The following is a 23,874-nucleotide window of genomic DNA, read 5'->3' as shown; positions in this document are numbered from 1 at the left end:
TTACGAAATAATATAACAGATTAATATCAACAGATCATGACTGTGGTCATGACTTTCTTGGATCTTACTCAATGGTCAGAGTAGATTTTGAGCATATATCAGTGATCCGGCAGACAGAATAATAGCTAACTTCTCGGATTTTTCATCGTTAGTTGTTATTAAGGGACAAACGATTGCGTTAACAACAGGAAGTAACAATGCCGAATCTAGTTCTAGAGTACTCCAATTCAGTGGATGAGCGAGTAAATATCCAAGGCTTACTGGAAGATCTCCACCAAGTCGCTCTCACATGTGGCTTGTTTGATGTGCCATCAGTGAAATCTCGTTCACTGCGTTGCCATAATTGGTTGGTCGGTGATGAGGAAGATAGTGTAGACTTTATTCATATCAGCTTTGAGTTACTTTCGGGACGAACGGAAGAGCAAAAGCGAGAATTGTCACGATCGTTAATGCAGATCCTGCAAGAACAAGCGAGTCATGTAAGAAGCTTAACGGTGAATATTCGTGATATGGATAAAAGTTGCTTTCAAAAAGTAATAAACTAACCATTGCTGCTGACTTTTAGCGGCGTATAAATTTGAGTATTTAAGATGTCGATGAAAGAATTACTGCTCTCTTTCAAGGGGAGAATTGGTCGTAAGACTTACTGGATTTGGAATGTTTTCTACTACATAGCGATTACCGGTTTTGCTTCAGGTATCTCTGTGTTGTTCCCTGCTTACTCTTATATCCTGCTACCAATCATCCTATTGATGCTTGTGATCCCAGACCTTGCGGTAACCGCTAAGCGCTGGCACGACCGCAATAAGTCTAATTACTGGCTACTATTGAATGTGCCATTAGTCTTGGGTCGTTTAGCTTCGCCAATGGTTGCAACGACGACAGAGCCGGTATCGCCAATTCATATGGCGGCAACCGTCGCGGCATTAGTGTGTGGTTTCTGGATTCTGATTGAGTGTGGTTTGTTGAAAGGTACAGAAGGCCGTAATGACTACGGCGAAGACCCATGTGAATATTGAACAGCGAACCAATAAGAAGGGGGCATTACGCTCCCTTTTTCTTTTTAGTGCTTTGCTAATTTCAGTACATTTTAGGTTCGGTATTCGGCTTAAAAGGCACGACATTTTCAGGCAGAGATTCTTCAAAGCCGCAGCGCCCTTCGAGTGCATCTTGGAACTTACAGACCTGACAGCGCAGCTCTTGCATGAGTACGACATTGGCGTGGTGTGGGTTTTTACAACGGCTAACCACTAAGTCGATGTGACTTTGCTGCGCACGAAGTCGGTCTTGCATCACGTCTGAAGCCGAACAAATCATCTGTTCGCACATCTCGTGTTTGAATTGATTGAATGCTTTCGGGTCGCTTTTCGCGAGTTGGACAAGTTCATCAAAGGGTGGCAGTTTTTGAGCGGGTTGTGGATGCGCCATCATTCCTTCCTTAGCATTAAGCGTGTTTCATATGCTCTAAGCTTAAGAAAGAAATCTGTACAAATTTTAATCTATTTGTATTTTCTCAATATTGAGACGGTATTAGCCGATTACCTTTGCAATCAAAGGGCGGGTGTTAAGGTGTAAGTGCAGCGTCGTTCGCCAGCAATGATGTGCTCTGTACGGCTCACGTGACACTCATCTTTTAGTAACTCAGTAAACACGTTGAGCTCAGATTGGCACAGGCTAGGGCAGCGAGTTGCAGCCTTACAGATAGGGCAGTGGTTCTCAATCAAGATGTAGTGATCATCATGCTCTTGAAGCTCAGCCATGTAGCCTTCGTCTTCACGAAGCTGGGTGAGTTTTTTAAGCTTGCTGATGAGTGAATCACAGCCAGACAGCGCAGTTTGATACTGCTTAAGAGTGTGTTGTTCACGCTCGGCAGCAACCTTAGCCAGCCCTTCTTTACCAAATAGATTCTCGACAGCATCAATCACTTGAATGGTGAGTTCACCATGTCGGTCTGAAAATTGGTTATGACCTTGTTGAGTCAGGGACCAGTGGCGAGTCGGGCGACCCACTTTCACTTTCACATCATGAAACACAAGAATACCGTCATCTTCCAGGCTTTGCAGATGTTGCCTTGCCCCCATTGTCGTCATGCCAAATTCTTCTGACAGTTGTTTCGCGGTTACCGCGCCTTGACGCTTAATGGTCTGTAAGATTCTGTCGCTTGTTTTCATACTATCCCTACCTAATGAACCTTACTATTATGAGGCAAGGTGTTTATAAAGCAAACCATTTACTATATTGATGATAATTTACTCTATAGATAGCGTTTTACTCTATTGGCTGCCATGGTCAGATTCTGGTGCGCTAATAAAACAAAAGGCTGATACTAGGTATCAGCCTTGGAATATTCTGTTTCACCGAATTTAGGCTTACAGGATATGACCTACTACTTCTGGATCTTTACGCTCTAGGTAGTGGATAGATTTGATGCGGCGAATTGTACGGCAGCGGCCACGGATAAGCAGGGTTTCTGTGGTTGCGATATTACCTTGACGAGAAATACCTTCTAGCAAGTCACCCTTAGTGATGCCTGTTGCTGAGAATACAACGTTGTCGCTGCGTGCCATGTCTTCCATCTTCAATACGATACCCGCCGTTACGCCCATTTCTGCGCAGCGCTCAAGTTCAAGTTCACCGTGCTTGCGGTTCTCTTCTGTGTCGCCTTTCACTTCGTGGCGAGGTAGAAGACGACCGTGCATGTCGCCGTCGAGTGCGCGAATTACCGCCGCCGAGACCACACCTTCAGGTGCGCCGCCGATGCAGTACATGACGTCTACTTCACTGTCTGGCATACAGGTTAAGATAGAAGCCGCAACATCACCGTCTGGCACAGCAAATACACGAACGCCCATTGCTTGCATGTCGGCGATGACTTGATCATGACGAGGCTTAGCAAGCGTGGTTACGACTAGAGTATCAAGTGTTTTACCTAGTGCTTTAGCGATGTTTTCTAGGTTTTCTGTTAGTGGCAGTTCTAGGTCAATCACGCCTTTAGCGCCAGGGCCAACAACCAACTTTTCCATGTACATATCAGGCGCTTTAAGGAAGCTGCCTTTTTCACCCGCAGCCAATACAGCCAATGCATTTGATTGGCCCATTGCTGTCATGCGTGTCCCTTCAATTGGGTCAACTGCGATGTCGACAGCGTCGCCGCCCACACCTACGTTTTCGCCGATGTATAGCATAGGTGCATCATCGATTTCACCTTCGCCGATAACAATCTCACCGCTAATTTCGGTTTTGTTTAATAGGCTACGCATTACTTCTACAGCAGCGCCATCTGCAGCGTTTTTATCGCCACGGCCAAGCCACTTGTAACCAGCTAGTGCTGCACCTTCTGTGACACGAGAGAATGACATTGCTAAATCGCGTTTCATGCGGACTCCAAAATTTTCAAAGGGGGAATAGAAATTTCGCGGCGAATTTTACCATATCCAAAAGGAAACGTTTGCCTTTTTGTTTTTTTGGAGATTGCTCTCGATCAATTCGCAGTGGAAAACAGTTATTATTCATCAAAATAATCGGTTTGCCGTTGTGGCGATAATCGTTCACGTCAATATTCGGTAAAAAGCGCTGTTTTTTTCATCGAATGGCGCAAAATATCGAATATATTGAGTGTTTATCCTTGCTCTGCTGAGTAGAATGGGGAAATAAGTGGAGTGAACCTTCACCATCAAACGGATAACTTAAAGGTAGGCCAGAATGTCTTTTGAAGTACTAGAGCAGCTAGAAGCAAAAATTCAAACAGCAGTAGATACAATTGCACTTCTTCAAATGGAAGTGGAAGAGCTTAAAGAAGAGAAACAAGCACTAGCAACAGAAGCTGGTGAGCTTAAAGCAAGCCGTCACGAGCTAGAGCAAAAAACTCAGCAAATGCAGGAAGAGCATTCAGCATGGCAAGATCGCATCCGTAACCTTCTTGGTAAAATGGATGAAGTAGAGTAATCGACTCTTCAGATTTAAAAAAACGCCCGCTACTCAGTAGCGGGCGTTTTTGTTTGTGTTCTTATGATTTGTTTTATTATTTGAAGCTGAGTGAGAGTTACTCGACGTCTTCTTCCTCGACATCCAAATCGAGTTCTACATCTAGAGGTTCGGCAGAAAGAATGATGCCAGTGTTGTCTGCGTAGAGGTAATCTTCAGGTAAGAAGGTCACGCTGCCAAAGTTCACTGGAACGTCTAATTCACCGACACCTTCTTGACTCGCACCAACAGGGATAGAAGCCAAGGCTTGGATACCTAGGTTCATGTCTTCAAGCTCATCGACTTCACGAACGCACCCGTAAACCACAATCCCTTCCCACTCATTGTCTTCGGCAAGTAGGGCTATCTCAGCATCGATCAGCGCTTTACGTAGTGAGCCGCCCCCATCGATTAACAACACACGCCCCAGACCGTCTTGCTCTAGTACAGAGCGAATCAAAGCGTTGTCTTCAAAACACTTTAATGTCGTGATCTGTCCTGCGAAGGATGCACGTCCACCGAAGTTGCTGAACATTGGCTCCACGACATCAACTTGATCCAAATATATGTCGCACAGTGCTGAAGTGTTGTATTCCATTAGTATACCTTTTGAACAATGAGCTTACTTTGAGTATATCGGCGCTTGATCCCTTTGCAATGATTAGTCTCATTTAACTCAATAGAGTTTGAGCTACGACAACCCCTGCAAACAATAGGTTAGTGACCAGTGAGCATTTCACAATCACGGGCATCATTGGTGCAATTTGCGCTGGCTTTTCGGTTTCCCAAACGGCTTTGCCATGCTTGTAAACAATAATAATGCTCAGCAAAAACGGCAGGCTGATCCAGACCGGTTTTTCTTGAATAAGCAGGTAGATAGCGAAAGACGCAAGGGCGAGGCCAAGCAGAGCAAAATGATAGTGTTTGGCTTTGCGTTGTCCTAGGCGAACCGCCATGGTGCGCTTACCACATTCGCTGTCGTTTTCGATATCACGCATGTTGTTGATATTGAGTACCGCAACCGCCATCAAGCCACAGCCCAATGCCGGAAGGAATAGGCTTGGTTCAACATGGCCAGTGTGCAAGAAGTAAGTCCCTGAAACACCTAATAAACCGAAGAAGATAAATACCGATAAGTCGCCAAGGCCAATATAGCCATAAGGCTTATTACCGACGGTATAAGCGATGGCAGCAACAATGGCTAATATGCCTAACGCAATGAAAGATAAGATACTTTCAATCGAGGTTAAGGCATGAAAAATAAGAATCAGCCCAGCGACCATAGTAAACACGATGTTGAGGATGATCGCTTGCTTCATGGTTTTCGCTGTTACCGCGCCAGATTGCATGGCACGTGTTGGCCCCAGACGATTTTCGTTGTCTGTGCCTTTTACGGCGTCGCCATAGTCATTGGCTAGGTTCGATAAAATCTGTAATAGGGTGGCGGTTAAAAATGCCAGTAGGGCTATCGATAAAGAAAACTGACCACCGGCGAACGCTAAACTACTTCCTGTAAGAATAGAGACAAGTGCGAGAGGCAGAGTTTTTGGTCGTGCGGCATCAAGCCAAATCAGTAGAGATTGTTTCATCGTAGGTCTATTTCTTTGTAAGTCTTCGTTTCAAACTGTGATTTGAGTATACGCCCATTTTTCGGGTAATAAAAAGCCCACTCGAAAGTGGGCCTTGAATTCGCTTATTAGCTGCTATTTCTTTGAGATAGAGCAATAAGTTGGAGTTTTGTGTGCTACAGGATGAAGCGGCTTAGGTCTTCGTCTTCAACGAATTCGCCAAGTTTCGATGTTACGTAAGCTTCATCAATCACTAGCTTGCTGCCAGCTTTGTCTGTTGCTTCGAATGAAATCTCATCCATTAGACGCTCCATCACTGTGTGTAGACGACGCGCACCGATGTTCTCAGTGGTTTCGTTTACGCGCCATGCTGCGTCCGCAATCTGGTTGATGCCATCTTCAGTGAACTCAATGTTGACATCTTCTGTTTTCATTAGGGCAATGTATTGCTCTGTTAGAGATGCTTTTGGCTCAGTTAGGATGCGTTTGAAGTCATGTGCTGATAGTGCTTCAAGTTCTACGCGGATTGGTAGACGACCTTGTAGCTCAGGGATCAGGTCAGATGGCTTAGCCACTTGGAATGCGCCTGATGTGATAAACAAGATGTGGTCAGTTTTAACCATGCCGTGCTTTGTTGATACTGTGCTGCCTTCGATAAGAGGCAGTAGGTCACGCTGAACACCTTCGCGAGATACGTCTGGGCCTGAGCTGTCGCCACGCTTACAGATTTTGTCGATCTCATCGATGAATACGATGCCGTTGTTTTCAGCGTTGAAGATCGCGTTCTCTTTCAGCTCTTCTTGGTTCACAAGCTTCGCAGCTTCTTCTTCCGTCAGTGCTTTGAATGCGTCTTTGATTTTCATCTTACGCTTTTTCTTGGTGTCGCCCGCTAGGTTTTGGAACATGCCTTGCAGCTGGTTTGTCATCTCTTCCATGCCTGGAGGTGACATGATTTCAACGCCCATTTGCGGCGTGGCTACATCAACTTCAATCTCTTTGTCGTCTAGCTTACCTTCACGTAGTTTCTTGCGGAAAATCTGACGAGTGTTTGAAGAAGTGGTGTCTTCAGTTGATTGCTCGTTCTGACCCCAAGCATCACGTGCTGGTGGCAGAAGGGCATCAAGAATGCGTTCTTCAGCTTGTTCTTCAGCGCGGTACTGTACTTTTTCCATCGCTTGTTGGTGTGTCATCTTGATTGCAACGTCCGTTAGATCACGGATGATGGTCTCTACTTCTTTACCAACGTAGCCAACTTCGGTGAACTTAGTCGCTTCTACCTTGATGAAAGGCGCGTTTGCTAGTTTCGCTAGACGGCGAGCAATCTCAGTTTTACCGACACCCGTTGGGCCAATCATTAGGATGTTCTTTGGTGATACTTCAACACGCAGGCTTTCTTCAAGCTGCATACGACGCCAGCGGTTACGCAGAGCGATAGCCACTGAACGCTTAGCGTTGTCTTGGCCGATAATGTGGCGATTGAGTTCGTGAACAATTTCGCGAGGAGTCATCTCAGACATGGTTTTTCCTTAATTCTTTAATCACTGTTGAATACAACGTTATTGATGGAAGCGGTCGTTACTCTGGCTTTGGCAGCTCAACGGTGCTTTCTAGTTCTTCAATAGTGTGGTGATGGTTGGTGAAGACACAGATGTCGCCTGCAATGTTCAGCGACTTTTCTGCGATTTCACGCGCATCTAAATCAGTATTTTCTAACAGTGCAGTAGCGGCTGCTTGAGCAAAGTTACCGCCCGAACCGATCGCAATCAGGTCGTTCTCAGGTTGAACTACGTCACCGTTACCTGTGATGATCAGTGAAGCGGTCTCATCCGCTACTGCTAACAGCGCTTCTAACTTACGTAGAGCACGGTCGCTACGCCAATCCTTCGCTAGCTCAACGGCAGCTTTGGTCAGGTGGCCTTGGTGCATTTGCAGCTTGCTTTCAAATTTTTCGAATAGCGTGAAAGCATCAGCCGTACCGCCAGCAAAACCGGCCAGTACTTTGTTGTTGTATAGGCGACGTACTTTACGGGCGTTGCCCTTCATTACTGTATTGCCCAGAGATACTTGTCCATCACCCGCGATGACGACTTTATTATTACGACGTACAGATACAATGGTAGTCACGAGTCGACCTCTTTTGATTATTATTTATGGTTACTACTTATATGTGGCTCCACTATCATGAATTCAAGTGCCACTTTTAATGGTATGTCATATCAAAAAAGCTAAATGTTACCAGTTGTTTCAAACATCCATTACCTGTTGAGCCTATGTGTGGCAAGGGTTGGTGGGTTAATAGTTTGTGATAAATATAAAAAAAGATAAAACAAATTTCTAACGTGAAATGGTTAACACTTTTTGTTTGATTTATAAGGAATGATGTTCACTAATCAGTGGTATTCACTGCATAAGGAGTAGTGTGATGAATAGTGACAATATCAGTTTTTTTAATAGAGATATGGATCTGGATGAGCTGTCTATACTGCATCATCTGATGTATCAGGAGGCGGGCGAGTGTTCAACAGAACATCTAAAAAACTCGGTCAACGTTTTTCTTAAACGTCCATTTCCTAACGTTTTAGCGCACTTGGATTTTTTTGGTTACATCGAGATAAATAAGGAGCAGGTCTACCTGACTGACTTTGGGCTTGAGTACTACGAACAAGTACCTCAGTTTCGTTAAAACGCACTCTTTTGATTAACATACTGGTATTGCTTGTGCGATGAACTATTGAACGCTTTCAAACAGCAATAGGGGGAATCCTCTTCCCCCTATTATATATTGAGTTGATTAAGCCCCGTCTTTCCAAATAGCGCAAGGTTCAATTTTCGCTCGTTGCAGCTTATGGCGATCGCGTTCTGCGTCACGCTTCAACTTGTATGGCCCTAAAACCACACGGTACCAGCTACTGCCATCTTTCTTGCGGATCTCACTTGAGATACCTTGGAAGGCAATATCCAACTTACGTGCTTCTGCCTGCGACGAGGTTTTGTAAGCGCCACACTGCATGATGTAAGGGATCTTAGAGATCTGTTGCTCTTTGGCTTTTACTTCAATCTCGCGGCTTGGCAGCGTTTCAACGTAGTCCCACTTCTCTTCAGGAGGCGGCGGAATCACTTTCGCTGGTTTTGGCTTAGGTTTTGGTTTGGTTGCCACAGGCGTTGGTGCAGGCGGCTCAGGATCATTACTCAATAGGTAAAGTCCGTAACCAAAACCACCGGCAAGGAGGATCGCCAAAAGACCACTGCGCCAAGGTTTACGGCGAGGGGCTTGTTTTTTGGTCGGTTTTTTCGTGCCACGACCGCGCTTTACATAATCTCTATTAGCCACAAGACAATTCAATAGTTGCTGATTCTGCCCTCATGGTAATCCAGATTGCGCGAGGATAATAGTGCAGAAATGGAAGCGGCACATCAAAATGTGCCGCAGATTTATAAGGGTATTTCTAAGGGTTATATTCGAGGTGGCGCTGTACTGCCTCGAACCACTAATTTAGCTTCAAGCAGACGCGAACCTGCTTGCACATCGTTGCCTTTTAATAGATCAAGCATCATCAACATCGCTTGGCGTCCAATCTCATAACGAGGCTGAGAAATGGTGGTTAGCGGTGGATCGCAGTATTGAGCGAATTGGATGTCATCGAAGCCGACAATCGATAGGTCTTGAGGAACGCGCAAGCCCAGCTTCTTCGTTTCTTGAATCGCACCAATCGCCATCGCATCGTTGTGACAGAAGATAGCTGTAGGTTGTTCAGGAAGTGCCAGTAATTGACGAACCGCTTGAGCGCCCGCTTCAAAGGTGAAGTCACCGACCGTGCTATAGGCTGGATTCATTGAGACTCCGGCGCGACGCAGCGCTTGCTGGTAGCCTTGTTGGCGGAACTTACACAGTGTTGCCGATACTGGTCCTGAAATTTGAGCAATACGCTTATGACCTAACTGAGCTAGGTAGTTCACCGCTTCAAAGGCAGAGGTCAGGTTATCGATGTGTACCGTAGGCAGTTCAAGCTCAGGGGCAAACTCACACGCCATTACCATCGGCGGTAAATTCTTTTGTTCAGGCTTGCTGACATCAAACGGATGGTCAGTACCCAGCAGCAACATGCCGTCGGCTTGTTTGGTGAAAACTAAGTTAACAAACGAAGACTCGCGCTTCTTTTGCTGGCCGCTATCACCCAGTAGAACAAGGTAATCATTTTCTACTGCGGCATCTTCGATACCACGAATGATCTCGGCGAAATAAGGGTCACAGATATCAGGAACAATAGTGATGATGGTTTTTGATTCGTTGCGACGTAAGTTTCTAGCTAATGTATTGGGTGAGTATCCAGCTTCAAGTACTGCTGTTTCCACTCGTTTGCGAGTCGAAACTGAGACTTTCTCAGGGTTCATCAATGCACGTGATACAGTGGCTGTTGAGACGCCTGCTAGCTGGGCAACATCCTTCATTGTCGCCATAAATTAAACCCTCTTTTAAGTTCCTTTGCCGCCTAAGCATCTAAGGCATGAATAATAAATGTAATCGAATAGATATTATGAAAGTGTTGCTAACACTTTTTTTATTGCAATATTTTATTCGTTTAATCCGTGTAAAGTTACGGCTAGATTAACAAAAATCACATGACTAGTGTGAAGTTGCTCACGATAAATATGAAATATTTGTGAACAAACTTATCGTTAGTTTTAACCCAAGTGGGTTTAGCTCAAATCTTGCGGCTCAATATCGAGTGACCAACGGACTTTTTTCGCAGCAGGTAACATATTGATGGCCGGCTTGGCACTCATTAATAGCTTCTGCATTAACGAGCGCGTCTGAGTTTGTAAGATTAACTGCCAGCGAGATTTGCCCGCTCGTTTTGCTAACGGAGCCGGGGTTGGCCCTAACACCATGCAATATTGATCAAACAGCGGGTGCGATTCCAATGTGTGACGAACTTGACGTAAGAACTCTTCCACCAAGCGCGTGTCGTTCGCTTCTGCTCTAAACAGCGTCATAAAGGTATAAGGTGGCAACATAGCCTGTTTACGCTCTGCCAAGGCCGTTTGAGCAAAGTGGTTATAATCTTTATGTAGTAGCGCCTGCAGCAGCCCGTGTTCTGGGTGGTGCGTTTGTAAGATCACCTCACCTGGCTTACTAGCACGACCTGCACGACCAGCCACTTGAATAAAAAGCTGAGCAAGACGCTCAGAGGCTCGGAAGTCACTGCTGTATAAAGAGCCATCGACATCCAATAACGCCACGAGTGTCACATCAGGGAAATGGTGGCCCTTAGCAAGCATCTGCGTACCGATAAGAATTTGATATTCCCCCTTACGAATCGACTCTAGTGCGCTTTCTAAGCTGCCTTTACGGCGGGTGCTGTCACGGTCAATACGAATGGTTTTGTATTCAGGGAATAGTTGGCCAAGCTGAGCCTCTAACTGCTCGGTACCGACACCCACAGTCACTAAGTTCGCAGACCCACAACCTTGGCAATTGTGCACGATATGCTGTTGCGAGCCACAATGGTGGCAGCGCATTTCATTACTGTATTGATGGTAGGTATAGTACGCATCACAGCGCTTACACTCGGCTGTCCAACCACAATCGTGACACATTAATGCCGGAGAAAACCCTCGACGATTGAGGAACAGCATCACTTGGTTGCCAGCTTTGAGGTGTCTTTGCATCTCTGCAATTAACGACGCAGACAAACCACTTTCTAGATATTCACCTTTAACATCCAACACCTTATTGGTGGTCGGCAGTGCGACACCCGCACGTGAAGTCAGGGTGAGATAACTGTATTTGCCGATCTGAGCGTTGTGCAGCGTCTCAAAGGCCGGAGTCGCCGAGCCTAACACAACCGGGATCTGCGCTTTGTGCGCACGCATGATCGCCACATCTCGAGCGTGGTAGCGCAGGCTATCTTGTTGTTTATAAGAGGCGTCGTGTTCTTCATCGACAATGATAATGCCCAGATCCGCAAACGGCGTGAACAGAGCCGAACGGGTACCAATCACGATGCCCGCTATTTTATCACGCGCCGATAACCAAGCATTCAGTCGCTCAGAATCGTTTAAACCTGAGTGGATAACCTCAACAGGCACATTAAAGCGTCGTTTAAAGCGGTTAATCGTTTGAGGGGTGAGGCCAATCTCAGGCACGAGTACTAACGCTTGTTTACCTTGATCGAGAATCGGCTTAATCATATTCAGGTAAACCTCGGTCTTACCTGAGCCAGTGACGCCTTCTAACAGGAAACAACCAAAGTCGGTTTGGCTATTTACGGTCGCAATCGCGATGGCTTGTTCAGCATTGAGCTTAGGTTTGTCTTGGTCGTTTTCAAGATCAACTGGCCACGCCTGACGCTTCGGCTTTTTCTCTACCGATTCAATCCAGCCTTTCTCTTCTAGTGTCTTGAGTACGGCGCTGCCAACTTCTTCATCAATGAACTCTTGATGGGGAACCGGGCCGTGCTCAAGCATGTGCATCACTTTGGCTTGTTTGACTGCGCGACCAAAACCTTGCATCAGTTGGTCTTTGCCTGATGGCGTTAACTGCCACTCAACCAGCGTCGCGAAGTCGGCGGCTTTGCCTTTTCTTAGAGCGCTCGGAAGGGCGTTAGCAAAGGTTTCGCCAAGGGGGTACTGATAAAACTGACTGCACCACATTAACAGTGAATAGACAGATTCCGGCCAAACGGGTTGGTTGTCTAATAAGGCTTTAATGGGCTTGAGCTTATCTAGCTCGAATTCTGATTCGTTAACCAGAGCCGTGACAATCCCAGTTAAGGTTTGTCGTCCAAAAGGCACAGAGACGCGACCACCAATAATCGGGAATAGGTGGTTTGGAATCTTGTAATCGAACTGCTTGTCGAGTGGAACAGGCAGCGCCACACGGGCAATCATTGGACGCATAAAGGGACGGCTTTATCTGAATTGACGAGAGCGAACAGTCTAAAGGATAAGGCGGTTAAATTCGAGAAGCAGTTTGAATGTGATGTGGCAGAGAAGCGGGTGAGGTTGGGGCCAAGCCAAGAATCACAGCCAGCAAAGGAAATAACGCCGATATTGGCGAAAAATGTATCAAATCAGTTGATCCTACTTCACAGATTCATTACTATACTGCGCCTTAAAGGTATGGCTTCATCACTCTTTTGTGTCGATGCGGTGTCTTTATTTCTTTTTTTAAACTACGTGTGGTGTGCGGCTTAGAATCGTATAGCGACACGGCCTACTTGAGGTTATCCCATGAAAGCTGGAATCCACCCAGAATACAAAGCAGTTACTGCAACTTGTTCTTGCGGCAACACATTTGAGTTCAACTCAACGCTAGCAAAAGAATCAATCCACCTAGACGTATGTGACAAATGTCACCCGTTCTACACTGGTAAGCAACGTATCGTAGATACTGGCGGCCGTGTTGATCGCTTCAACAAGCGTTTCGGTGCTCTTTCTAGCAAGAAGTAATTCTCGCTATTTAGACATGAAAAAGGACACTTCGGTGTCCTTTTTTGTTGCCTGTAATTTGAGAAAGCACTGACTTCTATTCAAGCATCACTCTCACCCAACGATAAGTTGCCTCTCTATTCTATTTCAGGGCAATTCCTTGCGTATCTCTCTTCACCAAAATTCAGCACGAAACTTCAACAAGCGATAGTAATTTCAACTGCTCACTGGTCTTATTAGTAGTGAAATCTCGTTTTTTAATGAGACAGAGGCTTCAACCACCTAGGAACTTTGAAGTACATCCATTAACATGAACAAGATCCCCCAAATAATAATATCCTAGGAACCTACACCTATGTCTGAAGACAGCAGCCAAGCTCAATCCTCTCAAGAATTATCACCTCAAGAACAATTCCGTCAGCAAGCTCTTGATTACCATGAGTTCCCAATTCCAGGCAAAATTGCCGTAGAACTGACGAAGCCTGCAAACTCTGCAGAAGACCTAGCACTTGCATACAGCCCAGGCGTGGCTGAGCCTGTTCGCGAGATCGCACAGAACGTTGATAACGTTTATAAGTACACAGGTAAAGGCAACATGGTTGCAGTTATCTCTAACGGTACAGCGATTCTTGGCCTAGGTAACCTTGGCCCTATTGCTTCTAAACCTGTTATGGAAGGCAAAGCGCTCCTGTTTAAGCGTTTTGCTGGTTTAGATTCTATCGATATTGAAGTAAAACACCGCACAATCGATGAGTTCGTTGATACAGTTGCGAATATCGCAGATACATTCGGCGGCATTAACCTGGAAGACATCAAAGCACCAGACTGTTTTGAGATTGAACGTCGCCTGATTGAACGTTGTGATGTTCCGGTATTCCACGATGACCAACACGGTACTGCGATTGTAACGGCAGCGGGTATGCTGAATGCGATCGAGCTTCAAGGTAAGAAACTTGAAGAGTGTAAGATCGTTTGTTTAGGTGCTGGCGCAGCGGCGGTTGCTTGTATGGAACTACTGATTAAGTGTGGCGCTCAGCGTGAAAAAATCTACATGCTTGACCGTAAAGGTGTGATCCATACTCGTCGTGATGACCTTAACGAATACAAAGAGCTGTTCGCAAATAACACTGATAAGCGTACGCTTGAAGATGTTATCGAAGGCGCTGACCTGTTCTTGGGTGTATCGGGGCCGAATCTACTGCCTGCTGAAGCACTAACGCTGATGGCTGATAAGCCTGTTGTGTTTGCATGTTCAAACCCAGATCCAGAGATCAAGCCTGAGCTTGCACACGAAGTTCGTTCTGACCTAATCATGGGTACAGGCCGCAGTGATTACCCTAACCAAGTAAACAACGTACTTTGTTTCCCATTCATTTTCCGTGGTGCACTAGACGTGCGTGCGAGCGAAATTAATGACGAAATGAAGCTAGCGGCGGTTAAAGCGATTCGTGAACTGGCGAAAGAAGAAGTTCCAGCTGAAGTACTAGCAGCTGCGGGCGAGACTGCACTGGAGTTCGGTAAGGGTTACATCATTCCTAAGCCAATGGACCCACGTCTACTTCCTCGCGTAGCACGAGCAGTTGCGGAAGCGGCTGTTGAATCTGGCGTAGCTCGTATTGAGATGCCTGCTAACTACATGGCTTAATGCCTTAATAGCGTAATAGTTTAATAGCTGTTGCTCTATTGAGCCAAAAAGAATAATAAAAAACCGACTCATCTGGAGTCGGTTTTTTTATGTCTATCATTCACAGCGCAATCATAAAAAGCTATGCGCGATGTGATAAATAAGGTTCAGCTAGAGCGAATCAATAATGAAGGCAGTGACTGAGTTGTTTTTATTCTTCGTCAAACGCTTCGAACTCGATACCCATCTCTGTCATCAGCTTTTTCACTTCAGCAGGAATATCGTCTGGGCGGTCTTTACGAAGGTCTTCATCCGTTGGTAGTGGTTGGCCTGTGTACGCATGTAGAAAGGCTTCGCACAGTAGCTCACTGTTTGTTGCATGGCGTAGGTTATTAATCTGGCGGCGAGTACGCTCGTCAGTAAGAACCTTTAACACTTTTAGAGGGATAGAAACTGTAATTTTCTTTACTTGTTCGCTTTTCTTTCCATGCTCAGCATATGGGCTTATGTATTCACCATTCCAGTCGGCCATTGCGTACCTTCATCACTTTAGTTGTTAGAATAAATTAATAGTGGTGATTTTAGCGGGATTTACTGCCATAAGCAAAGACATATAGACGTCTAGAAGTGTTGACGTCTCACGTTTATGAAAGTAAAGTGAATAACATATATCTAACACAGCCGCAAAATGCCGACAAGCCGCTGTGATTCTCAGACGCAAAACTTGTAAGGAAGCACCTATGAGCAGCCGGAAGCCAGCAACAATCGCAGTACGTACTGGTATCGAGTCAGACACGCAACACCATGCCGTTGTCCCACCCATTTATCTTTCGACTAACTATGGGTTTCCCGCTTTTGGTGAAGTGCCAAAGTACGATTACACCCGTTCTGGTAACCCAAACCGCGGTTTATTAGAGACGGCACTGTTTGAGCTTGAATCAGGCAAAGGCGCGGTTGTGACTAACTGTGGTACTTCGGCGCTTAACTTATGGGTTTCGGCTTTCTTAGGCGGCGATGATCTTATTATTGCACCGCACGATTGCTACGGCGGTACTTACCGTCTGTTTAACACTCGCTCGCTAAAAGGTGACTTCAAAGTTCTGTTCGTTGATCAATCGGATCAAGCAGCGCTGGATGCGGCGCTCGCGCTTAAGCCAAAGTTGATCTTAATTGAAACCCCATCGAATCCACTGGTTCGCGTGGTTGATATTGCAGAAACTTGCCGTAAAGCGAAAGAGGTTGGTGCTCTGGTTGCTGTCGACAACACGTTTTTGACACCTGTGTTCCAAAAGCCTTTAGAGCTGGGTGCTGATTTTGTTATCCACTCAACCACTAAGTACATCAATGGACACTCAGATGTTATTGGTGGCGTTGTGGTCACTAAGACAGAAGAACACGCTGAAGAGTTAGCATGGTGGGGCAACTGTATTGGTGCGACCGGCACACCATTTGATAGCTACATGACTTTACGTGGTATTCGTACGCTAGGTGCGCGTATGCGAGTTCACGAAGAAAGCTCACGTGAAATTCTAGCGTCTCTGCAGCAACAAGATCTTGTTGGCACTATTTACCACCCAAGCCTTCCTGAACATCCGGGTCATGATATCGCGAAGAAACAGCAATCGGGCTTTGGTTCCATGCTCAGTTTTGAGTTTGCGGGCTCATTCGAGGCGCTTAAATACTTTGTTGATAAGTTAGAGCTGTTTTCTTTGGCAGAATCATTGGGCGGTGTTGAAAGCCTGATTTGTCACCCTGCGTCGATGACTCACCGCGCGATGGGTGAAGAAGCCTTAGCAGAAGCGGGTGTTTCTCAGCAACTACTGCGTCTATCTGTTGGCCTTGAAGATGCAGAAGACCTAATCGATGACCTCAAGCAAGCGTTTGAAAGAACACAGCGCTTTATCGCTGAAGGGGAGGGTTAATAATGGCAACCTTTCGCCAGCTACATAAATTTGGTGGCAGCAGTTTAGCGAATCCTGAATGTTACCAACGCGTGGTCAACATTCTTAGAGAATACTCATTAGCATCTGATTTGGTGGTGGTATCGGCAGCAGGCAAAACAACCAACCGTTTGATTGAATTTGTTGAAGCGCTCGACAAAGATGGTCGTATTGCCCATGAATGCCTACAAGCACTTCGTCAGTTCCAACTCGATCTGATTGAAGCACTGCTTGAGGGTGAATCAGCCGCACAACTTACTTCAACCATTCAACAAGAATTTACCGCTTTGGGTGAGCTAACGGCTCCCTTGAGCGAAGCACAAAAAGCAAAAGTGCTTGGACACGGTGAGGTTTGGTCTTCACGTCTACTCGCGGCTTTGTTGTGCCAGCATGATTTACAAGCCGTTGCTCAAGATGCGCGTGCTTTTTTACGTGCAGAAGTGGGCGCTCAGCCTGAAGTCGACCGCGCACGTTCTTACCCTCTGATCAAAGAAGCCTTGGCGCAGCATGCACATTGCCGCGTGGTGATTACCGGCTTTATGGCTCAGAACTGCGAGGGTGAAACGGTATTGCTTGGCCGTAACGGTTCGGATTACTCAGCAACCGTGATTGGTGCTTTGGCTGAAGTTGAACGCGTGACGATTTGGAGTGATGTGGCAGGCGTTTACAGCGCTGACCCTCGTCTGGTTTCAGATGCGTGTCTATTGCCTCTACTTCGCCTTGATGAAGCCAGCGAATTGGCTCGTCTTGCCGCTCCAGTGCTTCACAGCCGAACGCTACAGCCTGTGGCTCAAAGTGCTATGGATCTCAGCTTACGCTGCAGCTATCAGCCGGAGGCGGGCTCTACACAGATAGAGCGTGTACTGGCATCGGGTCGTGGCGCAAAAATCATTACCTCTTTGGATGAAGTGCTTATCGTGCAACTGACCTTTGGTCACGGCCATGATTTCGACCGTCTAGAGAGTGAAGTGCTTGAAGGGCTTAAGCGTGCTCAACTTGAGCCGCTTGCTTATGAGCTTGAACCGGATCAACACTGTTTGCGTCTTGCCTACACAGAAGAGATCGCTGGTGGTGCATTAGAATATCTCCAAGACCATGCGATTGAAGCGGAAATTAAGCTAAAAGAAGGTTTCTCTCTGATTGCTGCAGTGGGTGCGGGTGTGACTAAGAACCCTAACCATTGCTACGGTTTCTACCAGCAGCTTAAGAGCTCGCCGGTTGAGTTCATCTCAGAAGCGAACTCAGGCTTAAGCTTGGTGGCTGTGATTCGTAAGAGTGAAACATCAAGTCTAGTGAAAGGCATTCATTCTCAACTGTTCCAAGCGCAGAAGCGTGTTGCGATTGCCTTGTGTGGTAAGGGCAATATTGGTTCAAGCTGGTTAAGCCTGTTTGCTGAGCAAAAAGCGGAACTTGAAAAGCGCCGTGGAATGAACTTTGAATTGGTTGCCGTGGTTGATAGCCAAACCTATTGGTTTGACGATCAAGGCATTGATGCGACTTCGGTAGGTAAGCGCTTTGACGACGAAGCTATTGCTAACAATGGTAACGACTGGTTAGAGCGTTTGGGCTCTATTCAAGGTTATGACGAAGCAGTGGTTCTGGATGTGACTGCGAGCCCAGTGCTTGCAGCAAAGTATCTGCAAATCGCACAACAAGGTATTCACCTAATCTCGGCGAACAAGGTGGCAGGTTCTGCATCGAGCGAGTATTACCATCAAGTACAAGATGCTTTCGCTAAGATCAGCCGTCATTGGTTGTACAACGCGACAGTGGGTGCTGGATTGCCGATTAACCACACGGTACGTGACCTACGTGAAAGTGGCGATGACATCATTGCGTTGTCTGGCATTTTCTCGGGCACGTTGTCTTGGTTGTTCCAACAGTTTGATGGCACCGTGCCGTTCAGCGAGTTGGTTGACTTAGCATGGCAACAAGGCCTTACGGAACCTGACCCTCGTGCTGACCTAGATGGCTCAGACGTGATGCGTAAGCTGGTGATTCTGGCGCGTGAATCTGGTTTGGATATCGAACCTGAAAACGTAAAAGTGGAATCACTGGTACCTGCAGAGCTGCAAGATCTATCTGTGGATGACTTCTTCGACAAAGCTTCTGTACTGAGCGAAGAGCTGGCTGAGCGTTTAGAGAAAGCGCACTCTCAACAGAAAGTTCTGCGTTACGTAGCGCGTTTGGAGAAGAACGGTAAGGCAACCGTAGGCGTTGAAGCACTGTCTAAAGAACATGCTCTGGCGAACTTGTTGCCTTGCGACAACATCTTTGCGATTGAGAGCAAATGGTACAAAGATAATCCATTGGTTATTCGTGGCCCAGGTGCCGGTCGTGAAGTAACGGCAGGTGCAATTCAATCTGATTTAAACAGAATGTCTAGCCTGTTCTGATACTCATATCGGTTGGTTTGAAACTCAGATCAATTGTTTTAGTACGTAAATGGCATACTATTCACTAAGATAAATAAGGCTGAAAGCACGATGTGTTTTTCAGCCTTTTTTCTACATTATTTCTGCTTTGCGACCCATCTAACGACTTGAGTTTTACTCACGATCTACTTGAGAAAAATTCATAATGGATCTGTTGACATTAAATCGTATTCAATACATTCTACAGACATATAGACGTCTAAACGTCGTTTAAGGATTTGAGTTTTTAGTGGTTGCTTTTGCCACAGGGAGAGTAAGATGGGATACACACACGCTAGTCATATCGACGCTTTAAATCAGAATATCGCTGAGCTTTCTGACAACATCAATGTGTCATTTGAGTTTTTTCCACCGAGCAGTGAGAAGATGGAAGAGACCCTGTGGAACTCTGTTCACCGCCTTAAAACACTTCAACCAAAATTTGTATCGGTAACTTACGGTGCAAACTCGGGTGAACGTGACCGTACCCACTCAATCATTAAAGAAATTAAAAACCAAACCGGCCTAGTGGCTGCACCGCACCTAACGTGTATTGATGCAAGCCGTGAAGAGCTGATTCAAATTGCCGACGATTACTGGGCAAATGGTATCGAGAGTATTGTTGCGCTACGTGGTGATATTCCAGCAGGCGGCGGCGCGCCAGAGATGTACGCATCTGACCTAGTCGAGCTACTTAAATCTCGCCACGATTTTGATATCTCAGTAGCGGCATTCCCTGAGGTTCACCCTGAAGCAAAAAGCGCTCAATCTGATCTTATTAACCTAAAGCGTAAAGTGGATGCGGGTGCCAACCGTGCCATCACTCAGTTCTTCTTTGATGTAGAGAGCTACCTACGCTTTCGTGACCGCTGTGTAGCGGCTGGCGTTGATGTTGAGATTGTACCGGGCATTCTGCCGGTTTCTAACTTCAAGCAAGCATCTCGCTTTGCTGCGATGAACAACGTAAAAGTACCGGGCTGGATGGCGAAGCAGTTTGAAGGTTTGGATGATGATCCAACGACTCGTCAGCTTGTTGGTGCTAGCCAAGCAATTGATATGGTTCGTACACTGAGCCGTGAAGGTGTGAAAGATTTCCACTTCTACACGCTAAACCGTGCAGAAATGACTTATGCACTTTGCCATACGCTAGGTGTTCGTCCGCAAGTCGCTGCGCTGTAAGAAAAGTCTAAGAAGTAAAGCCTAAGCACTTGTAAAAAGCCTCTGGCAGTAACATTTCAAATCATATAGATACAAAAAAGGCTTGGACTCATAGAGTTCAAGCCTTTTGCTTTTCTAGCTTAACTTAAGCTAGAGCGCCAAGTTCAAGCAGTACTTCTTCAGCCCATACAATCCATGCTTCACGGATAAGTAGGTTACGACGAAGTGTTAGACGCTCAAGGCGTGCTTGCTTGTCTAGTGTCGATGGCGTTGCGTAGTAAGCTGCTTCGATTTCACGGTAGTGAGAAACCAGTTTGCGAGACTCTTCTACTAGCTCAGCAAGTTGTACACGGTAAGCGTCAGAAGGTTGTACAGCACAAGCCATTAGCTTAGCTGAGAACTCGTCACGAACGGTTGGGTGTGCAGTTGGTTGTTCAAACCATTCACCTAGCGCGCCACGGCCAGCATCAGTGATAGAGTAAACTTTACGATCAGGTTTGCCTTCTTGAGGCTCAAGCACGCAAGTTACCTGGTCGTTCTGAGCCATTTTATTTAGCTCGCGGTAAACTTGTTGATGGCTAGCTTTCCAGAAGTAACCAATGCTTGCGGAGAATTCTTTTGTGATATCGTAACCAGTAGCATCGCGTGTACTTAAAACGGTTAGAATTACGTGTGGTAATGACATGTCTGAAATCCAAATGGTAAACAGTAAACAAATACTTAAACAACAAGTGTGCTTCTAATGGCACGTTATATTGGTTATGTCTAAGTAGCACCAACTCATCGGTTGGTTATGTCACCTTACAAAGCCGTTTATCACCTAGGTTGACCAGTTTATTGGTCAAGATGCTGCAGATTATTTTTTGGAGTGTTTCCGCAGCGGAGCAGTAGTATATCTAAATAATAAGCATAAAGTAGAATACATGGACAAAATAACCCAAAAAACTGACAAAAAACTCAGTATTGCTTATTTTGTGAAATAAAAAGGTCGCACTAGGCGACCTTTTGTCTGTTGAATGGTAGGAATCACTAATTAACCAGTGTTTCGCATGCCTGCTGCAATGCCTGCAATCGTCACCATTAGCGCTTCTTCAAGCTCTGCTGGTGGTGTTTCACACTTACGAGTACGGTAAAGCAGTTCAGCTTGAAGCATGTTTAGTGGCTCAACGTAGATGTTACGTAGGCGGATTGACTCAAGTCCCCAAGGGTCGCTCTGCATTAGGTTCTCGTTGTTCTCAACATTTAGCACGGCTTTGATGTCTTTTTGCAGCTGTTCACGCAGTAACTCACCTAATGGTAATAGCTCTTCGTCAACAAGGCGTTGGTCGTAGTACTTAGCGATTTCCATGTTGCACTTCGAGTACACCATTTCCAACATACCGAGACGGGTAGAGAAGAACGGCCACTCGCGACACATCTCTTCGAGCAGGGCTTGATGGCCTTGATCTACAGAGTACTGAATCGCTTCACCAGCGCCTAACCATGCAGGCAGTACCAAACGGTTTTGGCTCCAAGAGAAGATCCATGGAATCGCACGTAGGCTTTCTACGCCGCCGTTCGGGTTACGTTTCGCAGGGCGAGAGCCAAGAGGCAGTTTACCTAGCTCCAGTTCAGGTGTCGCTTGACGGAAGTAAGGTACGAATTTCTCTTCGCCACGAACCACGTTGCGGTAAGCCTCACAAGATACTTGAGATAGCACTTCCATTAGGTCGCGCCACTCTTGTTTTGGCTCAGGTGGCGGCAGAAGGTTCGCCTCTAGAATCGCGCTTGCGTAAAGGTTGAAGCTGTTTACAGCAACGTCTGGCAAGCCAAGTTTAAAGCGGATCATTTCGCCTTGCTCTGTTACACGTAAACCGCCTTTCAAGCTCTTAGGTGGCTGAGAAAGAAGAGCAGCGTGCGCCGGAGCACCACCACGACCAACCGTACCGCCACGACCGTGGAATAGAGTCAGTTCAATGCCTTCTTCATCACAAACCTTAACCAGTTTGTCCATTGCATCATATTGAGCCCAACCAGCAGACATTACGCCCGCATCTTTCGCTGAGTCAGAGTATCCGATCATCACCATTTGGTGGTTCTGGATAAAGCCACGGTACAAGTCGATGCTCATTAGCTGTTTCATTACTGCTTCTGAGTTGTTCAAGTCGTCTAGCGTTTCGAACAGCGGACATACGTCCATGCGGTATGGGCAGCCACATTCTTGCAGTAGTAAGTGAACAGCCAGTACATCTGATGCAGTACGAGCCATAGAAATTACGTAAGCACCGAAGGCTTCACGAGGTTGAGCAGCAATAACCTTGCAGGTGTCTAAAACCTCTTTAACCTGTTCAGATGGCTCCCAATCGCGAGGAAGAAGCGGACGCTTAGAGCTTAATTCATTGGTTAAGAAAGCAATCTTGTCTTGCTCGTTCCATTGGTCGTAGTCGCCAATGCCTAGGTAGCGAGTCAGTTCAGACAGTACATCTGAGTGACGAGTACTTTCTTGACGAACATCGAGACGAACTAGGTGTACACCGAACGCTTTTAGGCGGCGCAGAGTATCAAGCAGAGAACCGTCTGCGATTACGCCCATGCCACATTCGTGCAGCGATTGGTAACATGCGTAAAGCGGTGTCCAAAGTTGCTCGATGTTCTGTAGTGTTTCTTTCTTCGGAACCTCTGTGTCATGCAATTTTGCATCCAGCACTTCTAACGTGTTGTTCAGCAGAGTACGTAGGCTCTTTAGGATTGCTCGGTAAGCTTCATGCTCATCACCCGCTAGTTCACGAACGGCATCATTACACTTAGTCATCGATAGTTCGGTAATCAGCTCGTTTACGTCACCTAGGTAAAGGTCAGCGGCTTTCCAGCGAGATAGGCGCAGAACTTCCTTAGTGATGGTGTGCGTTACGAATGGGTTACCATCGCGATCACCGCCCATCCAAGATGAGAAGTGTACCGGGCGCGCATCAATTGGTAGACCTTCACCAAGGTAGCCTTTTAGTCGGCCGTCCATTTCACGTAGGAAATCTGGTACAGCTTCCCAAAGTGAGTTTTCAACAACCGCAAAGCCCCATTTCGCTTCATCAAGTGGCGTAGGGCGTTGCTGACGAATCACATCTGAGTGCCAACCTTGAGCGATCAGTTGCTCTAAGCGGCGTTCGGTTTTCACGCGCTCTTTGTGTGATAGGTCGCTTAATTCTAATTTAGACAGACACTCGTTGATCTTAACTAGCTTGTTGATCATGGTGCGACGAGTGATTTCTGTTGGGTGTGCAGTCAGAACGAGTTCAATGTTCAGGTCGCGAACGGCTTGAGCCGCGTCTAGCTTGCTGATGTCATTCTGGTTTAATTTGGAAAATAGAGATTGCAGCACGTCTGGTTCACAAACATGCTCCTCACAGTGGCGAGAGATGGTGTGGTACTGCTCTGCCATGTTGGTGAGGTTGAGAAATTGGTTAAATGCACGAGCAACAGGAGTGAGTTGTTCGTTCGGCAGGTTTTTGATTTCTTCAACTAGGCTGTCACGGTCAGCTTTGTTGCCTGCGCGGGCGGATTTGGAAAGTTTACGGATAGTCTCCACTTTCTCTAAGATAACGTCACCATGTGCATCTTGGATTGTGTTACCTAGCAAGCGTCCCAGCATGCTTACGTTACTCTTGAGAGCGGCGTATTTCTCGTTCATTGTCATCCTGCCTCGTAAAAAAATTACATCCATTGTTCCTTGTTAAGTACACAATCTAGCGAAAAGTGCTGTATCTAGTCAAATAAAGCATTCTAAGTTTGCAATTATTAGT

The 23,874-nt window shown here is 46.3% G+C and carries 22 protein-coding genes; 9 read left to right on the top strand and 13 right to left on the bottom strand.

Annotated elements, in window-relative coordinates; genetic code table 11:
* The first annotated feature begins 197 nt into the window (after positions 1 to 197).
* Positions 198 to 545, top strand: a complete 348-nt coding sequence (locus tag AB4375_RS01250) for a 5-carboxymethyl-2-hydroxymuconate Delta-isomerase (protein WP_017061157.1) — start codon at positions 198 to 200, stop codon at positions 543 to 545.
* 45 nt (positions 546 to 590) lie between these two features.
* Positions 591 to 1,019, top strand: coding sequence for a DUF805 domain-containing protein (locus AB4375_RS01245; RefSeq protein ID WP_017061156.1), 429 nt, complete (start codon positions 591 to 593; stop codon positions 1,017 to 1,019).
* Between the two features lie 61 nt (positions 1,020 to 1,080).
* Here the strand turns inward: AB4375_RS01245 and AB4375_RS01240 are convergent, their stop codons facing one another.
* From AB4375_RS01240 to glpX, 3 genes are all read right to left on the bottom strand, one after another.
* Positions 1,081 to 1,428 (bottom strand): DUF3135 domain-containing protein, encoded by a 348-nt coding sequence (locus tag AB4375_RS01240; RefSeq protein WP_017061155.1) that lies wholly within the window; start codon positions 1,426 to 1,428, stop codon positions 1,081 to 1,083.
* Between the two features lie 122 nt (positions 1,429 to 1,550).
* On the bottom strand, positions 1,551 to 2,171 hold the full coding sequence (locus AB4375_RS01235) for a helix-turn-helix transcriptional regulator (RefSeq protein ID WP_372050886.1): 621 nt from the start codon (positions 2,169 to 2,171) through the stop codon (positions 1,551 to 1,553).
* Positions 2,172 to 2,369: 198 nt separating this feature from the next.
* A complete protein-coding gene (gene glpX, locus AB4375_RS01230; protein WP_017061153.1) occupies positions 2,370 to 3,377 on the bottom strand; it encodes a class II fructose-bisphosphatase in 1,008 nt (335 codons plus the stop codon).
* Between the two features lie 325 nt (positions 3,378 to 3,702).
* Between glpX and zapB the strand changes: the two genes are divergently transcribed.
* Entirely contained in the window at positions 3,703 to 3,945 is a 243-nt protein-coding gene (gene zapB, locus AB4375_RS01225) for a cell division protein ZapB (protein ID WP_008219652.1), read from the top strand.
* 97 nt (positions 3,946 to 4,042) lie between these two features.
* Here the strand turns inward: zapB and rraA are convergent, their stop codons facing one another.
* The 4 genes from rraA to hslV all read right to left on the bottom strand — a co-directional run bounded on the left by rraA (position 4,043) and on the right by hslV (position 7,655).
* On the bottom strand, positions 4,043 to 4,561 hold the full coding sequence (gene rraA / locus AB4375_RS01220; protein ID WP_017061152.1) for a ribonuclease E activity regulator RraA: 519 nt from the start codon (positions 4,559 to 4,561) through the stop codon (positions 4,043 to 4,045).
* 73 nt (positions 4,562 to 4,634) lie between these two features.
* A complete protein-coding gene (locus tag AB4375_RS01215; RefSeq protein WP_017061151.1) occupies positions 4,635 to 5,552 on the bottom strand; it encodes a 1,4-dihydroxy-2-naphthoate polyprenyltransferase in 918 nt (305 codons plus the stop codon).
* Positions 5,553 to 5,707: 155 nt separating this feature from the next.
* On the bottom strand, positions 5,708 to 7,048 hold the full coding sequence (gene hslU / locus AB4375_RS01210; RefSeq protein ID WP_372050885.1) for an HslU--HslV peptidase ATPase subunit: 1,341 nt from the start codon (positions 7,046 to 7,048) through the stop codon (positions 5,708 to 5,710).
* A gap of 58 nt (positions 7,049 to 7,106) precedes the next feature.
* Complete coding sequence (gene hslV / locus AB4375_RS01205; protein ID WP_004729692.1) at positions 7,107 to 7,655, bottom strand: ATP-dependent protease subunit HslV; 549 nt, start codon at positions 7,653 to 7,655, stop codon at positions 7,107 to 7,109.
* A gap of 298 nt (positions 7,656 to 7,953) precedes the next feature.
* Here hslV and AB4375_RS01200 point away from each other — a divergent pair, with 298 nt between their 5' ends.
* Positions 7,954 to 8,214, top strand: a complete 261-nt coding sequence (locus tag AB4375_RS01200; RefSeq protein WP_017061149.1) for a hypothetical protein — start codon at positions 7,954 to 7,956, stop codon at positions 8,212 to 8,214.
* A gap of 108 nt (positions 8,215 to 8,322) precedes the next feature.
* Here the strand turns inward: AB4375_RS01200 and AB4375_RS01195 are convergent, their stop codons facing one another.
* The 3 genes from AB4375_RS01195 to priA all read right to left on the bottom strand — a co-directional run bounded on the left by AB4375_RS01195 (position 8,323) and on the right by priA (position 12,431).
* On the bottom strand, positions 8,323 to 8,862 hold the full coding sequence (locus tag AB4375_RS01195; protein ID WP_372050884.1) for an SPOR domain-containing protein: 540 nt from the start codon (positions 8,860 to 8,862) through the stop codon (positions 8,323 to 8,325).
* A 122-nt stretch (positions 8,863 to 8,984) separates the two neighbouring features.
* Positions 8,985 to 9,989 carry a DNA-binding transcriptional regulator CytR gene (cytR, locus tag AB4375_RS01190; RefSeq protein WP_017061147.1) on the bottom strand — a complete coding sequence of 335 codons (1,005 nt, stop codon included), beginning with the start codon at positions 9,987 to 9,989 and terminating at the stop codon, positions 8,985 to 8,987.
* Positions 9,990 to 10,229: 240 nt separating this feature from the next.
* The gene (gene priA / locus AB4375_RS01185) at positions 10,230 to 12,431 is read right to left on the bottom strand and encodes a primosomal protein N' (RefSeq protein ID WP_372050883.1); all 2,202 of its coding nucleotides are present in this window, start codon (positions 12,429 to 12,431) and stop codon (positions 10,230 to 10,232) included.
* 333 nt (positions 12,432 to 12,764) lie between these two features.
* Here priA and rpmE point away from each other — a divergent pair, with 333 nt between their 5' ends.
* Complete coding sequence (gene rpmE, locus AB4375_RS01180; RefSeq protein WP_004737142.1) at positions 12,765 to 12,983, top strand: 50S ribosomal protein L31; 219 nt, start codon at positions 12,765 to 12,767, stop codon at positions 12,981 to 12,983.
* Between the two features lie 334 nt (positions 12,984 to 13,317).
* Complete coding sequence (locus AB4375_RS01175) at positions 13,318 to 14,607, top strand: malic enzyme-like NAD(P)-binding protein (RefSeq protein ID WP_017061144.1); 1,290 nt, start codon at positions 13,318 to 13,320, stop codon at positions 14,605 to 14,607.
* Between the two features lie 190 nt (positions 14,608 to 14,797).
* Here AB4375_RS01175 and metJ read toward each other — a convergent pair whose 3' ends face one another.
* Complete coding sequence (metJ, locus tag AB4375_RS01170; protein WP_004415993.1) at positions 14,798 to 15,118, bottom strand: met regulon transcriptional regulator MetJ; 321 nt, start codon at positions 15,116 to 15,118, stop codon at positions 14,798 to 14,800.
* Between the two features lie 208 nt (positions 15,119 to 15,326).
* Here metJ and AB4375_RS01165 point away from each other — a divergent pair, with 208 nt between their 5' ends.
* From AB4375_RS01165 to metF, 3 genes are all read left to right on the top strand, one after another.
* Positions 15,327 to 16,508 (top strand): O-succinylhomoserine (thiol)-lyase, encoded by a 1,182-nt coding sequence (locus AB4375_RS01165; RefSeq protein ID WP_017063681.1) that lies wholly within the window; start codon positions 15,327 to 15,329, stop codon positions 16,506 to 16,508.
* 2 nt (positions 16,509 to 16,510) lie between these two features.
* Entirely contained in the window at positions 16,511 to 18,922 is a 2,412-nt protein-coding gene (locus tag AB4375_RS01160) for a bifunctional aspartate kinase/homoserine dehydrogenase II (RefSeq protein WP_372050882.1), read from the top strand.
* Between the two features lie 297 nt (positions 18,923 to 19,219).
* Positions 19,220 to 20,119 (top strand): methylenetetrahydrofolate reductase, encoded by a 900-nt coding sequence (gene metF, locus AB4375_RS01155; RefSeq protein WP_004729683.1) that lies wholly within the window; start codon positions 19,220 to 19,222, stop codon positions 20,117 to 20,119.
* 124 nt (positions 20,120 to 20,243) lie between these two features.
* Here metF and AB4375_RS01150 read toward each other — a convergent pair whose 3' ends face one another.
* The gene (locus AB4375_RS01150; protein WP_017061141.1) at positions 20,244 to 20,783 is read right to left on the bottom strand and encodes a PadR family transcriptional regulator; all 540 of its coding nucleotides are present in this window, start codon (positions 20,781 to 20,783) and stop codon (positions 20,244 to 20,246) included.
* 348 nt (positions 20,784 to 21,131) lie between these two features.
* The gene (gene ppc / locus AB4375_RS01145; protein ID WP_372050881.1) at positions 21,132 to 23,768 is read right to left on the bottom strand and encodes a phosphoenolpyruvate carboxylase; all 2,637 of its coding nucleotides are present in this window, start codon (positions 23,766 to 23,768) and stop codon (positions 21,132 to 21,134) included.
* Between the last annotated feature and the right edge of the window lie 106 nt (positions 23,769 to 23,874).

This window comes from Vibrio sp. 10N.261.51.C6, from assembly GCF_041471785.1.
GTDB classification, from domain to species: Bacteria; Pseudomonadota; Gammaproteobacteria; order Enterobacterales; family Vibrionaceae; genus Vibrio; species Vibrio crassostreae_C.
Note: the sequence above shows the minus strand (reverse complement) of the source record. Positions and strands in the feature narration are given on the sequence as shown.

Bases quoted from the DNA above. Each gene is read 5' to 3' on its own strand.
- AB4375_RS01250 (WP_017061157.1), top strand. From the start codon at position 198: ATGCCGAATCTAGTTCTAGAGTACTCCAATTCAGTGGATGAGCGAGTA.
- AB4375_RS01245 (WP_017061156.1), top strand. From the start codon at position 591: ATGTCGATGAAAGAATTACTGCTCTCTTTCAAGGGGAGAATTGGTCGT.
- AB4375_RS01240 (WP_017061155.1), bottom strand. From the start codon at position 1,428: ATGGCGCATCCACAACCCGCTCAAAAACTGCCACCCTTTGATGAACTT.
- AB4375_RS01235 (WP_372050886.1), bottom strand. From the start codon at position 2,171: ATGAAAACAAGCGACAGAATCTTACAGACCATTAAGCGTCAAGGCGCG.
- glpX (WP_017061153.1), bottom strand. From the start codon at position 3,377: ATGAAACGCGATTTAGCAATGTCATTCTCTCGTGTCACAGAAGGTGCA.
- zapB (WP_008219652.1), top strand. From the start codon at position 3,703: ATGTCTTTTGAAGTACTAGAGCAGCTAGAAGCAAAAATTCAAACAGCA.
- rraA (WP_017061152.1), bottom strand. From the start codon at position 4,561: ATGGAATACAACACTTCAGCACTGTGCGACATATATTTGGATCAAGTT.
- AB4375_RS01215 (WP_017061151.1), bottom strand. From the start codon at position 5,552: ATGAAACAATCTCTACTGATTTGGCTTGATGCCGCACGACCAAAAACT.
- hslU (WP_372050885.1), bottom strand. From the start codon at position 7,048: ATGTCTGAGATGACTCCTCGCGAAATTGTTCACGAACTCAATCGCCAC.
- AB4375_RS01200 (WP_017061149.1), top strand. From the start codon at position 7,954: ATGAATAGTGACAATATCAGTTTTTTTAATAGAGATATGGATCTGGAT.
- cytR (WP_017061147.1), bottom strand. From the start codon at position 9,989: ATGGCGACAATGAAGGATGTTGCCCAGCTAGCAGGCGTCTCAACAGCC.
- priA (WP_372050883.1), bottom strand. From the start codon at position 12,431: ATGCGTCCAATGATTGCCCGTGTGGCGCTGCCTGTTCCACTCGACAAG.
- rpmE (WP_004737142.1), top strand. From the start codon at position 12,765: ATGAAAGCTGGAATCCACCCAGAATACAAAGCAGTTACTGCAACTTGT.
- AB4375_RS01175 (WP_017061144.1), top strand. From the start codon at position 13,318: ATGTCTGAAGACAGCAGCCAAGCTCAATCCTCTCAAGAATTATCACCT.
- metJ (WP_004415993.1), bottom strand. From the start codon at position 15,118: ATGGCCGACTGGAATGGTGAATACATAAGCCCATATGCTGAGCATGGA.
- AB4375_RS01165 (WP_017063681.1), top strand. From the start codon at position 15,327: ATGAGCAGCCGGAAGCCAGCAACAATCGCAGTACGTACTGGTATCGAG.
- AB4375_RS01160 (WP_372050882.1), top strand. From the start codon at position 16,511: ATGGCAACCTTTCGCCAGCTACATAAATTTGGTGGCAGCAGTTTAGCG.
- metF (WP_004729683.1), top strand. From the start codon at position 19,220: ATGGGATACACACACGCTAGTCATATCGACGCTTTAAATCAGAATATC.
- AB4375_RS01150 (WP_017061141.1), bottom strand. From the start codon at position 20,783: ATGTCATTACCACACGTAATTCTAACCGTTTTAAGTACACGCGATGCT.
- ppc (WP_372050881.1), bottom strand. From the start codon at position 23,768: ATGACAATGAACGAGAAATACGCCGCTCTCAAGAGTAACGTAAGCATG.